The sequence below is a fragment of the Aliifodinibius sp. S!AR15-10 genome, assembly GCF_031569985.1.
Lineage (GTDB): Bacteria > Bacteroidota > Rhodothermia > Balneolales > Balneolaceae > JAMQKA01.
Map to the genome: position 1 here is coordinate 28,640 of NZ_JAMQKA010000018.1, position 16,486 is coordinate 45,125.

Here is a 16,486-nt window from a genome sequence, read left to right on the forward strand (position 1 = left end):
AGGTCAAGTTTACCTGAGCCGATGAATTTTTTAGGTTCGTTTTTTCTTCAATGAAAAAACGAACAGTAAGAGAAGTAGGACAATTTACCGGACAACAGTGATACGCAAAAAGAAATGTGCGGTAAAAAAGACTGAGAACAAAAGGAGTGGAAAAAACGCAAATTGGGGTTTAAATTTTCTGATATAAAATCGTATATTTGGCAACTCTTGAACGGAACAGGGCGTTTCCAGTTAAAAGGTAAGTATGGAAGCAATTCTGTTTCTAATTATTGGTTGTTGGTTAAGGTAAAGGTTACCAAATAACCGATACACAAATAACGAATAACCAATAACAAGACACGACGTGAGAGCGTCGGATTCCTATCCGCCGGCTGGCGGACGGCGGTTCGATTCCCCGCCGACAAATTTATTGACAGTTTGACTATTAGATGGCGTGGTAGCTCAGTTGGTGAGAGCGTCGGATTCATAACCCGGAGGTCGGCGGTTCGATTCCGCCCCACGCTACTGGATAATATCCCTAATGTATTGGCAATCAATGCGTTAGGGATATTTATTTATAGTTGGTACAACAATAGTACAACAAAGAGAGTTAATAAGTCACACATCGATTGATATCAACTCCTCTTCAGCCAATTGATTGAACTTAGTTTCAATATTTTCCTTAAACCAGACCATATAATGTACAGACTTATCTTGTCTAAATTTTTTTATCAAAAGTTCAAAGGTGATTTTAAGATATAGTATCGTAAAAAAAGTGACATATTGAGCGTCAGTAGGATCTTTTAAGGACCGAATATAATTTTGTCCAGACGAATCTGAGGATAAATATCCAGTAATTACATCTGAGGCATGTACTTTTTTGGACGCATCTCTAAAAATTAATTCGTAATGTTCATGTAAATTGAGATCTTTACTCAAAGATTCAAGATTCATTATCTCTGAGTAGAGTGAAAAGAAAGTCATGCTACTGTGTGTTTTCCCATATTCTTTTTTTATTCGGTTATACTCTTGATAAGCTTCTTTAAAACCTTCTCTTTTATTTAGTAGATGTTCTAAATTCTTGCTTGCCTGATCTAAATCGAATTCTTCATGAACTTTTAGATCTTTTAAAATTGTACCTTGCATTTCAGATTTAAACTGTTTTCCTACTTCTGTCTTAGGATTAAATTTTTCGTGTAACTTTTTCCGTTTTATATAATGAGTAGTTAAGTAAGCATAAGACCTTTTTTTAAAATCCTTTTCAGTTAGATATTTGATCAGAAGAAATGTCTCAAAAAGTGAACGTAACTGTATTTTTGCAGGGTCTATTAAGGAATCCCTGGTTAGATTTGCAATTGAAAGTGATACTTCCAGTAGATGCCTAACTAGCAGAATTATAGCAATCGGATAATCTTTTTCATTCTCGAATGAAACATTAATCCATTTGTAAATATGTGTACCATAATTAACGCATTCATTCATCAGGTTTTCAAAATCCTTCAACAGTTCTAAAAGATTTGATCCCTTCCCCCAATTTCCAGGTAGAATTTCTTCGACTGGTTCAGTACCCATTTTCTCTTAATTAGGTTATTGTAATTCACTTAATCCATAATAAACAATACACTCCATAAAGAGCTAATTTAAAGCGATATAGTATAAGAGGGCTCAATAACTGTTGAAGTAACTAATTTTTCTAATATATTATAATATTATTAAGTTTAGTGGCGTTTTCCGACCCCAATAATTGGAGCTAAAAGCCAAATATATGCAAACTTTAAATAACGTAGCTTCTTATATCTTAAATAAATACAAGGGAGAGATTACACCAATGAAGCTGCAAAAACTCCTTTATTATATAAAAGTTTGGTCATTGGTGGGAGGGCAAAACTTATTCCCCAAAAATGATAGCTTCCATGCTTGGAAATTTGGTCCGGTTAATAAAAGTATCTATCATAAGTATAAGGAGTATGGTAGTAAACCAATTCCTGAGAGTCCGAATTATGAATATATTCAAGAGAATGAGAAACATTTTATAGATTTTATTCTTGAGAGCTATATGCCATATAATGCTATAACATTATCAAAGACAACTCATTCAGAGGATCCTTGGATAAATAAGAGTGATTCTGTTTTTGATAAAATTAGTGATAAGGACATAATAGATTATTATAGCAAAGAGTCATTTGCTAAAAATTTTCCTTTAGGTACGAACAACAAATATTATCCACCTAAAACAAATAGCCATTATGCTTTCGTATTTGATATGGATGAAGATGATGAAGCAGCAGAGATAACATTTGATTCAATCCAAGATTACAAAGAAAAATTTCAAGAAGCTTCTAGTAAAGCACCTTTTTAATGCTAGTTAATTGATGATTTTTTGGGTGTAAGTTCAGAATTAGCTCAACTTAGAGAACTTATTCAGGTATTCCCTGATAAGTATTCGCTTAAGGAAGTAGAAAAAGCAAATGCTGCGGCTAGAACAAAGTATGAACTACTTGATAATGATTTAATTCCCTATATAACCGAATCTCTCAAATCAGGAAAATTTGAATTAAATACATCAAATTGTTTTAAGCTATGTGAGGTTTTTCACGGTTTTATTTTTCAAGATATTATATCAAATAATGGTCAATTTAGAGATCCCCATGATCCAAATGATGGACATGTATTTTTTGGAGGACAAAAACGTGGAGAATTACAGCCTAAATTCACAGGAACCCAACCATCTAATATAAAAAGAGACTTAAAAAAAGCTTTTAAATTTCTGCATGAGGATACTCCTGTAGATCCGGTTGAGAATGCACTTAAATTTTACCAAAGATTTGTTAAAACTCATCCCTTCTATGATGGCAATGGGAGAGTAGCTAGATTATTTGTAAATATTTATCTGTTAAGATTTGGCTTATATATTGATTGGAGAAACTTGCAGAAACAAAGTTCCTTTTTAAAAAAGCTGAATCTAGTGCATAAAACACAGATACCGAAGCATTTCGAATGGTGGAAAAACAAATGCGAAAAATTTATTCGCCAGATTTCTGATGAGGATCAAGAATAAGGGTATATTTTTTTAGAGCTTTCAAAGAAAGTAGAAAGCCCTAATATTATGCCGCTCCATCTTTTAAAAAATAGATATTCTGCCTGCCGGTTTTGCCCATCCCCCCGAATGATTTCTCCCCGGAAATGATTAGCTTCTTATCAGCCGGTCATTAACAACATTTCACATGAATAAGGAGACATCGCAAACCCGCGCATCCAGGAAGTCGCTCTGGGCAGCCCTGAAAAGAATATTTCGGCTCAGCAAGCCGTACCGGACAAAGTTCTATGTGGCTACCGTGCTGGCGCTTTTTGCCTCGGGGGTGGGACTTTCGGTTCCGTTGGGACTGAAAGCGCTGCTGGATGCGGTTTTTCAAACAGGCGACAACGCCCTGCTCAATCTCATTACCGTCATCCTGATGGGATTGTTTATCCTGCAGGCTTTTCTTTCCTTTGGCAGCAACTACTGGCTGGAATGGGTGGGCGAACGCGTTGTAACGGATCTACGCAAGCAGCTCTATGAACACCTGCACCGGCTGGGATTCCGGTTCTTCTCCAACAAGCGCCTGGGCGAAATAACATCACGACTTACGAACGACGTCGCCTCCATACGCTCGGCCCTAACTAATGCGGTGCCAAGTTCCATCACCACCACGTTTTCCCTGTTGGGTTCGGTAGCACTGATGGTCTACCTCAATTGGCGATTGAGCCTGATCGTGTTTGTCACCGTGCCGTTCGTTACCATTATGACCCGTTATTTTGGGAATAAAATTCGTGTATTGGCACGGGGCGTGCAGGACGACCTGGCCAACTCAACCGCCATCGCCGAAGATGCCCTGGGCGCAATCCGGATCGTCAAAGCATTTGCGCGGGAACCCTATGAGGTCGACCGCTACGCCGATTCCGTGGAGAACCTGTTCCAAACGTCACGCAAAAAAATCGTGCTCAGCAGCCTGTTTTGGTCCACTGTCGGAGGGATGTTTATGGCAGCACTGGTGATCATTTTTTGGTACGGGGGAAAGGAAGTACTGGCAGGCCGCCTCTCACCGGGTGATCTGGTGGCGTTCATATTTTACGCTTTTGCAATCGCTCGTTCCATCAGCCAGATGTCTCGCCTCTACACAACCATAAACTCGGCCGTGGGAGCCTCGGATCGAATATTCGAGCTGCTTGACGAGAGACCGGAGGTGCAGGATCAGGGTCATGCCCGCCCGCTTCCCCAAGTGAAAGGAACAGTCTCTTTCCGTAATGTGACCTTTGCCTATGAAGGCGACCGCGCGGTGTTGCAGGATATTACGTTTGAGGCCAAGACCGGGCAGATGGTTGCCGTTGTAGGCCCCAGCGGGGCCGGAAAGACAACGCTCGTAAATCTGATTCCGCGATTTTTTGATCCACAGGAAGGACAGATCCTCATTGATGGTATTGATATTAAAACGGTACAGAAAAAAAGCCTGCGCGAACAGATCGCAATTGTCCCGCAGGATGTGCACCTGTTTGGTACGTCCATCCGTGAAAATATACGCTACGGGAATCTCGACGCTTCAGATGGGGAAATTGAACGTGCTGCCCGCGATGCCAATGCATGGGAATATATTGAAGATCTCCCGGAAGGGCTGGATGCCATGATCGGGGAAAAGGGTGTAAAGCTCAGTGGGGGACAACGACAGCGGTTGGCAATAGCGCGGGCCCTGTTAAAAAATCCCAGAATACTTTTGTTGGATGAGGCGACCTCTTCGCTCGATTCAGAATCCGAAGCCCAGGTGCAAGAGGCGTTGGAGCGACTGATGCACAACAGGACGACATTCATCATTGCTCACAGGCTCTCAACCGTACGCAATGCCGACAGGATACTGGTCCTGGATGCAGGACGTATTATTCAGGATGGAAAGCATGAAGATTTGATCATGGAAGATGGGTTGTACAAACACCTTTATGAGCTCCAGTTTCGTGAAAGGGCGGATGAAACTTTCTGACAGGTACAAAAAATTAGCAGCCCTCCAATCAAGGATGGGCTGCTAAATATCATCTACAGACGGCTATTACCCCATTTGCACTTCTAACATAATTGTCACGAGGGTACCCATCAATAGATAGATGGTCGTAATTTGGATACGTAGAATTCCGTAATTTTGTCCAAATATCATGAAAAGTGGTTGTGCATGGGGACAGAACACTGGCAAAAATCCGAATATTTGACGGTGAAAAAGAATAAATGTTGTCTACTGTAAAGTAATAGAAAACAAGGCTCTGAGGTGGGTACAAAAAATTAGCAGCCCTCCAATCAAGGATGGGCTGCTAAATATCATCTACAGACGGCTATTACCCCATTTGCACTTTTAACATAATTGTCACAGGGGTACCCATCAATAGATAAAAGGCCGTAATTTGGATACGTAAAATTACGTAATTTGATAAAAATGTTGGTTTCCCTTACTCGGGAGATACCAGATTATTCTGAATAGCAAAGCGTACCAGCCCAGCAGTGTTTTTAATATCCAGTTTTTGCATCACATTAAACCGGTGGGTATCCACTGTTCGGGGGCTGATATACAGCTTTTTTGCAATTTCCTGGCTGGTATACCCATCGACGATAAGACTCAGGATTTCGCGCTCTCTCTTGGTGATATTCAGATCATCGAGCTCTTTCTCGGCACTTTCCGATTTATTAAGATAGGAGTTGGTGATCAGTTTGGAGATCGGGTCGCTGAATACCTGCTGTCCCTTCATAACGGAACGGATTGCCTGCAGAAGATCAGCTTTTTCGGTGTTTTTTAGCAGGTACCCGTTGATGTCGGCCTCCAGCACCTTGTCCAGTATCTCTTTGTCAATATGCATTGACAGGATCAGGATTTTCACCTTAGAGTCAATTTGGCGCAGCTCCTTGGCGGTTTCGATACCATCTTTTTCCGGCATACTTATGTCCAAGACACAGACATCAGGATGATGCTGCTTGAAAAGTGCTAAACATTCTTCTCCCGTAGAAGCCTCACCTACAATATTAATGTCTTCTGATGAAGCTAAATACTTGGTTACCCCAAATCGGAGTATCTCATGGTCGTCAGCGACCAATACATCAATCTGTTGCATTAAAACCCCGCCTGTTTTATCGCCCGCCTACATTATTTGATGACCAATTCGTAAGCGCTGAGATGAAAATTTCTCTTTATTCAAAGTAAATTTTTCTCTCATATAAGCAAGTGCAAAAGGGCACAATTAAATGATCATAATATCGTGCACAACATTATGATTTTGCCTTTTCTGCCTGTTCAATAATAATTATAAAATACAAAAAGTTTGCAAACACCTCAGGATGTTATACCGTGCCGGGCACTTCATCCGTATTCCAACGTTAGCAGTAGCGCAATAAGGTCAACGGTATTATTCGAACAAAAGTTCTTTTGAATAATCATTAAGCGATTGGTTTTCATATTACTTATTTTCAGCCTTTTAAATGGAAAGGGAAATATTGAACAACAGTTTATGAGTTTGAAACGTACGCACACATGCGGTGAATTGTCCGAGCAGAACATTGGAGACCAGGTAACATTGAATGGATGGGTCTCAGCACGGCGCGATCTTGGTGGAGTTATTTTTATAGATCTGCGCGATCGGTATGGCATTACACAGATTGTTTTTAAGGAAGAGGATAGCGAGGCTCATGCCATCGCCGAGGATATCAGAAGTGAGTATGTGCTTGGAATAAAAGGTCATGTGGAAAAGCGCTCGGATGATACAGTGAATCCGGATATAGCGACCGGCCGAGTGGAAGTGTTTGTAGATGAGATCAAAATTTATTCCGAAGCGGAAACACCTCCGTTTGAGATCAAGGACGGGGTGGAGACAGGGGAGGAACTTCGCCTGAAGCATCGGTACCTGGATCTGCGCCGTCCGGAAGTACAGAAGAACATGATGCTGCGCTCCGACGCTTATCACTCTATACGCAGCTATTTCCATGAAGCCGATTTTGCCGAAGTGGAAACACCTTTCCTTATGAAGAGTACGCCCGAGGGAGCACGCGACTATCTGGTGCCCAGCCGGGTAAATCCAGGCAAGTTTTTTGCTTTGCCACAGAGTCCGCAGACCTACAAGCAGCTGCTGATGGTTTCTGGTTACGACCGTTACTTCCAGATTGTGAAGTGTTTCCGCGATGAAGATCTGCGGGCCGACCGCCAGCCGGAGTTTACCCAGGTGGATGTGGAGATGTCGTTTGTAGATGAAGACGATATCATGGAGATGACCGAGGGCTTGATGCAGAGGCTGATCAAGGATACCATGGATAAAGAGGTTTCGGCGCCATTTCCAAGGATGACCTATGAAGAAGCGATCAAAACGTATGGTACCGATAAGCCTGATACGCGATTCGGGCTGAAATTTGTCGATTTCTCTGAGCTGGTTGCCGATTCGGAGTTCAAGATTTTCTCAAAAACTGTTCAAAATGGTGGTGGCGTGCTGGGCATCAAGGTGCCGGGGCAGGGCACGATGGGCCGCGGTGAGCTCGATCGCCTGACCGAACGGGTTCAGAATGAAATTGGTTCTGCCGGGCTCGTCTATATCAAGCAGAATGAGGAGGAAGGCACAAAATGTAGTGTCGGGAAATTCCTCAAAGATGAGACAATTGATGCGATGAACGAAAAGGCGGGCGCAGGAATGGGCGATATCGTCCTGATCCTGGCCGGACCCAAGCCTACCGTTTATGAACAGCTCGGGGAACTCCGCCTGATGATGGGCAAAGAGCATGGCCTGATCGATGAGTCTGAGTACAATATGCTTTGGGTTACCGACTTCCCGCTGGTGGCGTGGGATGAAGACACCCAGCGTTACCACGCCTTGCACCACCCGTTCACCTCTCCCAAAAACGAAGACCTGGAGAAGATGGATTCCGATCCGTCATCGGTGAGCTCACGTGCTTATGATCTTGTGCTCAACGGCTACGAAATTGGCGGGGGATCGATACGTATCCATAACCGGGAGGTTCAGAAAAAGATGTTCCGTCTGCTGGGCATCGATGAGAAGGAAGCGGAAAAGCGGTTTGGCTTCCTGCTTGAGGCGTTTAAATATGGCGCCCCGCCACACGGTGGTATTGCACTTGGTGTTGATCGGATCATTATGTTGCTTTCCGGGGGCAACAGCCTGCGCGATGTGATCGCCTTCCCCAAAAACCAGAAGGCACAGAACCTGATGGATGGCAGCCCGGATTATGTGGACCCCGAACAGCTGGATGATCTGCACATTCGACTTCAAGAAGATATCAAACAACAAAATTAGGTAGAACGTATTGAAGACAATAGGAATTGACGGTTGCAAAGCTGGTTGGATCGCAATCAGCCTGGATGATGTACATGCGGGTTATTGGCTGCTGGAATCAAACCAAGAGCTTAAAGAGACGTTCGAGGAGTACGACCGCATATTCATCGATGTACCGATCGGCTTGACGGAAGATCAATATGTGCGTGAATGCGACGAGGAGTTGCGCAACGTGCTGGGACCCGACTACAAGGCAAGTGTGTTCAATCCACCGATCAGGTCAGCCCTGCACGCGCCGACTTACGCCGAGGCTTCGATGGAGAGTTATGAGACAACAGGGAAAAAGATCTCGATCCAGGCGTGGAACATTACGCCCAACATAAAGGCCGTGGACCAGCTCTTGCAAAATGATGAGTCACTCCGTGAGAAGGTGTTTGAAAGTCACCCGGAGCTGATATTCCAAAAGCTGAATGGCGGGAATTCTATTCTGCAAAAGAAGCAGACCAAAAAAGGACTTCGCCACCGCCTCGGCTTGTTGAAAGAACAGAGTAAATTTGCCGATGACTTTTTTCGCGATATTAAGGAGGAATACCGACGCAACCAGGTGGAAGAGGATGACATCGTAGATGCCATGGCTCTTGCCTTATTTGCATTTCGATCTCTTGACAAGCCTGTCAAAACCCTGCCGGAGGATCCACCGAAAGACTCCACAGGCCTTCCAATGGCGATCCATTACGTCTAATTATTTTATTAGAGATCGTGGGAGATATCCCTTCTGCTATGATGCGTAGTAAATAGTTGAACCTTGTTCCTGATCTCCTTCAGCCGGCTGATGTAGCCTTCCACATTAATTTGGTAATGATCGATGGTCCAGTTAATAACCTTATACCAAGGCAGACCAATGATAAATAATCCAATTGTGTAGGAGAGAAACAGGATGTTCATGGTGGAATGAATGCCCATATGCAAGCCTATGATGGCAATAAACATGTAGGTTCGGAACGGTTTCCACCACACCAAGAAGGCAAAAAATTCTGTCAGGAGTCCCATTGTCAAGAAAAGGGTGGCAAACAATCGGTTTTGGAGTGCAATTTCCTGGATCCAGTTATAGCTGAAAGCTCCTTCATCGGAGAGGACATCAACACTTTTTTCTGCCATCCATAACCACAGGTGATTGCCGTCTACCCACGTAATGCCAGTAGCGATAAGCTTGGAATAAGCTGCCGTAGTATATCCCAGACCAAGGAAAAAGACGACGAATCCCAGTCCAAACTGTAACGAATGGCGTTTTTCCTTAAAAAATACGCTGCCGATACCCAAACCCAGCAGGCAGAAGCCCACCATATTTTGGCTATGGGGAATTTCACCCTGGCTGTAGCGGGTCACGTAATGCAGGTGAAATAGGATGAAGGCCACTCCGTACAGCCACTTCGATCTGTCAAAAAAGAGAGCCATAACAACGAAAAGCGTAATAAGGCCGGCATTAATAAGTGGAAAATAGGTACCGAGAAAGATCTCAACATTGATATATTGGGCAAGTCCCAGCGGGAGCACCACATCGCTTAGGCGCAGGGTGTAAAATCCCCACTGCCAAGCGTAAATAATGGTGTACGTAACTGTAAACAGCTCAAAAAGGCGATAATATATTTTGGTGCCAATAGTATTGGGAGCCGGTGGTTCAAAAAGATTTGAGCTTAGCCTGTCGAAAAATGATCGTAACATGATGAAACTCTCCTACTTGAACAGATCTGGATTTTTATAGGTCGTGTCACTGGTTACCAAGAACATCGGGATGACTTTAACAACCACAGAATCCTGTTCCGTAAGATGCCCGGTGACGCGGGAGGCCAGCCATTTGGCATCTCCTTGTTGTTCTATCTGGAACAGGTTGCGCAGGGCCTGGATGCGTTCTTCGTCCCAATTCTTGGTTTTCGAAATAAAGTTGGCATAGTCGATATCATCTATCCCGTGTTCCCTAAGTGCTACAACGCGATCATCGATGCTGGACAGCGATTTCGTCTCCCACAGATCTTTCCTGTTCATATCGTCGACCTCAATCACTAAACCGCGCGACCATGGGTTGCCGGCCTGCGAAAACATAGGGAAAATACTGAATGGCCAGAACTCACCTTTGTGGGTACTTACCAAGATCGCATTGATCAGGAACACTACCAGTAGTGTTCTCTTCATTTTTGATATAATCTCTCTCTCCATGGCAAATTATTATTTGATTTCCAGCACTCTCCTCAATTGGAAACAGTAAAATAAGTTATTCCCCGGCTTTTTGAAATACGCTGGAAAAATTTAATCTAGGAATAACATAGGGTGCAGGAGTGTAAAAAGAGTACTGAAACCCATTATTTCAGCTGCTGATGGATATGAAGGAGGGATTTCCCCTTGGCTCAGGAGCGTAAAACTGTTCCCGCACCAAGGGGAATAGAATATGTCAGATTAATAATACTTTGGTTTACCCGTCATCAGTATCTTCCAGGATTTTCTTGTACTTAACACCTGCTTTGTACACGCGGTTCACGCCGTTGAACGCCGCTCGTCGGTAGGCTTCACTCAGGGTTGGATAGTTCATGACATTACGGATGAAATACCGGATATCGCCGTCCAGTGCCATCACAGCCTGCCCCAGGTGAATAAGGTTGCACGCCTGATCGCCGATAATGTGAATGCCAACCATTTTGAAGGTATCGGTGTTGAAAACGAGCTTTAAAATTCCACTGGCATCACCCATCATATCTGCTTTGGCAATATTTTTGAAGTAGGCCCGTCCAACGGTCACATCCAGGCCGCGTTCTGTGGCCTCTTGCTCGGTGAGCCCAATGTGCGAGATTTCCGGCATGGTATAGATTCCGAACGGAATTTGCTGGGGGATGTCACGGGCGGGAATATCAAACATGTTACAGGCCGCCAGGCGTCCCTGGGTGAAAGAGGCCGAGGCCAGCCGCGGAAATCCGATGATGTCGCCGGCGGCGTAGATACTTTCTACATTTGTTTTATAAGTGTCATCCACCGGGATGTATCCTTCGTCGGTGAGTTCTATATTCACGTTTTTAAGGCCGATGTCGGCAGTGTTGGGTTTGCTCCCCCCCATATACAGCGCGTGCTCGGTCTCAATAACCTGCAGTCGCTTGTCACCCTCGAGGTTGCGGAATCGAACTTCCACACAGGTCCTGATCGAGTTGTAGTCCACCTCTTCCACTTCTACCCCGGTTTTAACGGTAATCCCCTGGTCGTCCAGGGCCATGTTCAGGTGTTCTTTTATCTCATCGTCCAGAAAGGTGAGGTGCTTGATGTTTTCACTCAGCATGGTGACGCGTGTACCCAGGGCTGCAAAGGTGGTGGCATACTCCAGGGCATTAACTCCAATGCCGATGATGGCCAGTCGCTTGGGAATGTGCGTGAGCTCAAAGATGGATTTATAATCCAGCACCTTGTCATTGTCTACCTCGAACTTGGTGGGATAGATCGGGCTGCTGCCGGTGCACAACAGAATTCGCTCGCAGGTGTAGCTTTCCGTGGTACCGATCGGGGTTTCTACCTCAACGGTGTGCTGATCGGCAATGCGTCCGAAGCCCCGGGCCACATCCACCTCATTTTTGATAAGGTCATTCTTTACTTTCTTATTCTCTTGCTCCAATACTTCGTTTTTGTACTGAAGCAGGTCTTCCATACGGAACCGCTCATACGGCTTACGGGTATCTTTGCTGCCGAACTGGGTATCAAATTTCTTGATGGTGTTCGCAGACTCCCGCAGCGCCTTGCTTGGCACCGTGCCTGAATTGATCCAGGTGCCGCCCAAGTAGTTGTCATGTGCTTCAACAACCAGCACCTTTTTGTTAAACTTGGAGCTTTGCATAGCACATGAATAGCCGGCAGGGCCACTTCCAACTATAATGACATCGTAATCGTGAGACATACCTCTAAATTTTTAAAGCTAAGAACATTCAAATTCACGTTAAAATAGCAGAAAAGATGAAGCAATGCTGCATTGGTTTTATTAAACCATTGTTAATACTTTTTCGGAACGATTTTGTTTTAAAAAATGATTATATACATGCTCTGCAACGGAACAATTAGAACGTTGCTGGCCAAAGAGTTAACTCTGTTTGGAATTTATTTTAAACAAATCGTTAAATAAAAATTTTTATACATTATTATGGCTTTTGAACTTCCTGACCTACCGTACGATTATGATGCTCTCGAGCCTCATATCGATGAGAGAACAATGAAAATTCACCATACCAAGCACCATCAGGGCTATACAAACAAGGTGAATGCTGCACTTGAAGGGCACAAATTTGCTAACCTGCCTATTGAAGAAGTGTTAGAACGTATTGATGAAGTCCCCGAAGCAAAGCGCCAGGCTGTTATTAACAACGGCGGTGGATTTGCCAATCACAAACTCTTCTGGACGATTCTTTCTCCGAATGGCGGTGGAGATCCCACTGGAGATATTGCCGATGCGATCGACGACGCGTTCGGAAGCTTTGATGATTTCAAAGATGAATTTAACAATGCCGCCACAGGTCAGTTTGGCTCAGGTTGGGGTTGGTTGTGTGTAGACGAAGATGGCGAATTGCAGGTTCTGTCTACCGCGAATCAAAATAGTCCCTACATGGACGGTCTGACTCCAATTCTCGGCGTTGATGTTTGGGAACATGCGTACTACCTGAACTACCAGAACGAGCGTGGAAAGTACGTCAATAATTTCTGGAATCTCATTAACTGGGATCAGGTTAATGAGTACTACAATGACGCCACCTAATTAATTGGTCAGCGTGCATTAATTGATTTGTGCGGCGTGCGATTGATGTACGTCGCACATTCTTTATATATTTCTTATATTTGAAGTGAATCAGTCATCCCTTAATAAAAGTTTACAGTTATGCAATTCGGATTTGGAGTAGGTCCCGATACCAATTGGATGCGCGAAGAACTCACGGACTTGGGCATAGAGGAATTGAAAACCCCCGACGATGTAGATCGTGCAATGAAAGATTATGATGAAGGAACCATGTTAATGGTCATTAATTCAGTTTGTGGTTGTGCGGCAGGTAATGCCCGGCCCGGTGTGAAGATTGCGCTGGATGAAAGCAATGTAAAACCGGATCATATGGTTACCGTTTTTGCCGGACAGGATAAGGAAGCAACCGCTCGCGCCCGTGAATATTTTAGCGAGTATCCACCGTCCTCACCAGCGTTTGCCTATTTTAAGGATGGGGAAATCAAGGCAATGATACCGCGCCACCGCATTGAGGGGCGAACAAAACACGAGATTGCCGGGGATCTGAAAATGGTTTTCAAATCTTTTGCTGAAGAAGCAAAAGAGGGTTGAGAAACGATTTGATATCTTATTGTTGAGTAAGGGCACACTTAAGTGGGTGTCCTTACTTTATTTTAGTATTAGCCTGGGGGTAATTAAAAATCTCCGCTCCTTTCTGCCTTCCTACACAACTCTTTGAGTAACAAAAAGCGTTTTTACTCGTAGTCTCTATTCATGCAAGCTAATCAATGTATTTCGGTGTTTAGATTTGTCTTGTCCGAATGTAAGTATTGCTTATGCTTCACCGACATTATGATATGATATAAGTTGGGAACCGGTTTAAGAATTAATCACGCATAAAATAAAAATGGGGCAACGTCTGGTATATTGGATCTTGGTGGGCATCCTGGGATTTGCTCTATTTTTTTTGCTGCGTCCGGCAGTGGACTTTAACGCTGGCAACCCCATCCACCTGAGCCGTTCCACAATAGAGAGCAAAACCGTTGAGCTGGCCCGCGAACTCGGCTTTTCAACGGACAGTCTTAATCTGCTTACCACGCGTTCACAGCATCTGAATTATTATGAAGCCCTGGAAGATTCTGTCAATGAAGATCTGCCATCTCCGAAGGAGCTGAATAAATCACTTTTTTTAAATAGTTGGCTGGTCACAATCGGCAGCAGTATGGAGGAGCAGGAGGGGACGCTGTCAATCTCGCAGAGCGACCTGTTTAGTCGAATTGGACGCATTAAACTCAGGTTTGATGATAACGGGCAGGTTCGTCGAGCAGAAACCAACCTGGCTAATAATCCCACATTTATTCCGGGTGATTCCCTGCTGGGGGTGGCTCAACAAATAGTCACAGATATTTTTGCTTATGACCTGGCTGAGTATCGCCTGAGAAGTGTCGATATCCAGGATACCTCAATCACTGCAACTGAACCGGGTATCAACAATCGCCCGCTCAACTTTTCGGAAACGAATGTGGGAAATAATACCTCCTTTGTCTGGCAAAAAATTAATAATGTATCTTCGGTTCCCGATGAATTGACATTGGAAATTCAGCCTAAAATAAGGGAGCACAACGGGCAATACGGAACACAGATCAAATATGGCGCTTCCCTAATTTCATTCAGAGCGGCTAATCAAAATGAGCCGGAAGACCTGGTAAAAGCGTATTCGCTTGACAACAGGTATTATATCATACTTTATCTGACTGTGGGCTTACTGGTCGGACTGGTCTTTTTTAAAGGGATCAGGCACATCAACAAAGGGCAGGTTGAGTGGAAACGAGCACTCTTTGTATTTGTAACCATAACACTGGCCATTTTTATCTGGAGAGTTCTTTTCCTGATTAATACCTACGATTCCTATTTGACAGATGACCTGTTCACTGTGCTGCTCTTCAATTTTTTGCTCTTTGGGGCGGTTACAGGTTTGTATGGTGCACTGGCGTATATAGGCTGGGAGGCAACGGCGCGTGAAAACAATGACAGACAACTGCACCTGATTGATGCTTTTTGGAGGTATCGTTTTTTCTTCCGGGAAACCGGCGACGGACTGCTTCGCGGCTTTGCGTTGGGAGGCGTGCTACTAGGTGGATTTGCCCTGGCGCTCTACGTAATGGGAATCCTGTTTTACCAATCGGACAGCCAGTTTGGCTTTACGGAGCCAAGTTTGACGCCCCGGCTCCTCACAATCAATATGGCGGGCTGGGTTAACGCCTGGCTGGTGGCACTGGGGCATGTGGGTGTGACTGTCGGTTTTTTACGGAAGAGAATTCCCAATAAAAAAATATTTTACCTGGTCACCGGCCTGCTAATGGGACTTTTGCTGGGTGGATCGGGCGCACTGCTTGGTACAACCAGCACCATATGGTACCGAATTGTAATCTTTACCGCCCTGGCCCCAGCACTCATTTATGCATTCGAGCGAGCCGGTTTGCTGACCGTTTCAGTCGGTTGGTGGATTTTTGCCGTTACCATCTTTACGCTTCCATACCTGGGGGCAGAAAGCATGGATATGGGATACATCGCGTGGGTTCAGTTCTTTATACTTGGTTTCCCATTCCTCTATGGGGTGGCCTCTTACCGCTACGGGACCTCTGTTTCGGAAATGGGAGGCTATATACCGGAATACCAAGAGCGGATTGCCAATCATCTGCGGGTAGAGAAAGAGATTGAAATTGCCCGTGAAAGCCAGTTTAAACTAATGCCGCTACAGCCTCCATCAGTTAAGGGGATAGATGTCTATGGTTTCTTCTTGCCTTCTTTTGAGGTCGGTGGTGACTATTTTGATTATGTTGTAAGTCGCAACAGCACTCCCGAATCGGTGGGGCTTACTATGACGATTGTGGATGTATCAGGTAAGGCGATGAAAGCGGCGATGCACGCTGTCTTTACCAGCGGACTGCTACTTTCAAGGTTATCGAATGATCATCCGGCATCTATTTTGCGCGAGGTGGCCCCAACACTCTACCACAGGACCGATCCCCAAACGTTTATCACCTGTATCATCGCACAGTATAATCCCGCGTCCAAGAAGTTGACTGTTGCCAATGCCGGTCACTGTCTTCCGCTGTTGAAAAGAGATGGGAAAGCTGAGTTTTTAGCTACGCCTAATCCCAAATTTCCCTTGGGACTGCGAGATCACGTGCTCTACCAAGCACTTGAAACCACATTGCAAAAAGATGATTTTCTCCTGTTCTATTCTGATGGTCTCCCTGAGGCGGTCGACCCGGAAGGCAACCGGTTTGGATATGAAAATTTGATTGGACTGGTGGAATCTCTTGACACAGACAACAGAACGAGTAATGAGATAGCACTAGATATAAAACGTAAAATCCAAAAATTCAGCGATTATCAGCTAGCTGACGATACGACAATTATCTGCCTTAAAGTTTGAGTCCGACACGCAGAGCCCGTACGTTGGTAGCTACAAATTTAACCTAAATT

Annotated in this window: 13 protein-coding genes and 1 tRNA gene; 9 read left to right on the forward strand and 5 right to left on the reverse strand. The window is 44.4% G+C overall.

Going from position 1 to position 16,486, the window contains the following annotated elements:
- Window positions 1-430 precede the first annotated feature (430 nt).
- Window positions 431-504, forward strand: a tRNA-Met gene (locus NC796_RS13215).
- A 93-nt stretch (window positions 505-597) separates the two neighbouring features.
- Here the strand turns inward: NC796_RS13215 and NC796_RS13220 are convergent.
- Complete coding sequence (locus NC796_RS13220) at window positions 598-1,551, reverse strand: DUF5677 domain-containing protein (RefSeq protein WP_310685029.1); 954 nt, start codon at window positions 1,549-1,551, stop codon at window positions 598-600.
- A 193-nt stretch (window positions 1,552-1,744) separates the two neighbouring features.
- On the opposite strand from NC796_RS13220, the gene NC796_RS13225 reads away from it, so the two are divergent.
- From NC796_RS13225 to NC796_RS13235, 3 genes are all read left to right on the forward strand, one after another.
- Window positions 1,745-2,338 (forward strand): type II toxin-antitoxin system antitoxin SocA domain-containing protein, encoded by a 594-nt coding sequence (locus NC796_RS13225; RefSeq protein WP_310685031.1) that lies wholly within the window; start codon window positions 1,745-1,747, stop codon window positions 2,336-2,338.
- Between the two features lie 21 nt (window positions 2,339-2,359).
- Window positions 2,360-3,037 carry a Fic family protein gene (locus tag NC796_RS13230; RefSeq protein WP_310685033.1) on the forward strand — a complete coding sequence of 226 codons (678 nt, stop codon included), beginning with the start codon at window positions 2,360-2,362 and terminating at the stop codon, window positions 3,035-3,037.
- A gap of 166 nt (window positions 3,038-3,203) precedes the next feature.
- Complete coding sequence (locus NC796_RS13235; protein WP_310685035.1) at window positions 3,204-4,988, forward strand: ABC transporter ATP-binding protein; 1,785 nt, start codon at window positions 3,204-3,206, stop codon at window positions 4,986-4,988.
- A gap of 457 nt (window positions 4,989-5,445) precedes the next feature.
- Here NC796_RS13235 and NC796_RS13240 read toward each other — a convergent pair whose 3' ends face one another.
- A complete protein-coding gene (locus NC796_RS13240; RefSeq protein ID WP_310685037.1) occupies window positions 5,446-6,102 on the reverse strand; it encodes a response regulator transcription factor in 657 nt (218 codons plus the stop codon).
- A 393-nt stretch (window positions 6,103-6,495) separates the two neighbouring features.
- Between NC796_RS13240 and aspS the strand changes: the two genes are divergently transcribed.
- A complete protein-coding gene (gene aspS / locus NC796_RS13245) occupies window positions 6,496-8,280 on the forward strand; it encodes an aspartate--tRNA ligase (RefSeq protein ID WP_310685038.1) in 1,785 nt (594 codons plus the stop codon).
- 10 nt (window positions 8,281-8,290) lie between these two features.
- A complete protein-coding gene (locus NC796_RS13250; RefSeq protein WP_310685040.1) occupies window positions 8,291-9,001 on the forward strand; it encodes a DUF429 domain-containing protein in 711 nt (236 codons plus the stop codon).
- Window positions 9,002-9,009: 8 nt separating this feature from the next.
- Here NC796_RS13250 and NC796_RS13255 read toward each other — a convergent pair whose 3' ends face one another.
- The 3 genes from NC796_RS13255 to sthA all read right to left on the reverse strand — a co-directional run bounded on the left by NC796_RS13255 (window position 9,010) and on the right by sthA (window position 12,187).
- Complete coding sequence (locus NC796_RS13255; RefSeq protein WP_310685042.1) at window positions 9,010-9,981, reverse strand: hypothetical protein; 972 nt, start codon at window positions 9,979-9,981, stop codon at window positions 9,010-9,012.
- 12 nt (window positions 9,982-9,993) lie between these two features.
- A complete protein-coding gene (locus NC796_RS13260) occupies window positions 9,994-10,449 on the reverse strand; it encodes a hypothetical protein (RefSeq protein ID WP_310685044.1) in 456 nt (151 codons plus the stop codon).
- A 277-nt stretch (window positions 10,450-10,726) separates the two neighbouring features.
- Window positions 10,727-12,187, reverse strand: a complete 1,461-nt coding sequence (sthA, locus tag NC796_RS13265) for a Si-specific NAD(P)(+) transhydrogenase (protein ID WP_310685045.1) — start codon at window positions 12,185-12,187, stop codon at window positions 10,727-10,729.
- A gap of 240 nt (window positions 12,188-12,427) precedes the next feature.
- On the opposite strand from sthA, the gene NC796_RS13270 reads away from it, so the two are divergent.
- The 3 genes from NC796_RS13270 to NC796_RS13280 all read left to right on the forward strand — a co-directional run bounded on the left by NC796_RS13270 (window position 12,428) and on the right by NC796_RS13280 (window position 16,436).
- Entirely contained in the window at window positions 12,428-13,036 is a 609-nt protein-coding gene (locus NC796_RS13270) for a superoxide dismutase (protein WP_310685046.1), read from the forward strand.
- Between the two features lie 120 nt (window positions 13,037-13,156).
- A complete protein-coding gene (locus NC796_RS13275) occupies window positions 13,157-13,606 on the forward strand; it encodes a BrxA/BrxB family bacilliredoxin (RefSeq protein WP_310685047.1) in 450 nt (149 codons plus the stop codon).
- Between the two features lie 295 nt (window positions 13,607-13,901).
- Window positions 13,902-16,436, forward strand: coding sequence for a PP2C family protein-serine/threonine phosphatase (locus NC796_RS13280; RefSeq protein WP_310685049.1), 2,535 nt, complete (start codon window positions 13,902-13,904; stop codon window positions 16,434-16,436).
- Window positions 16,437-16,486 lie beyond the last annotated feature (50 nt).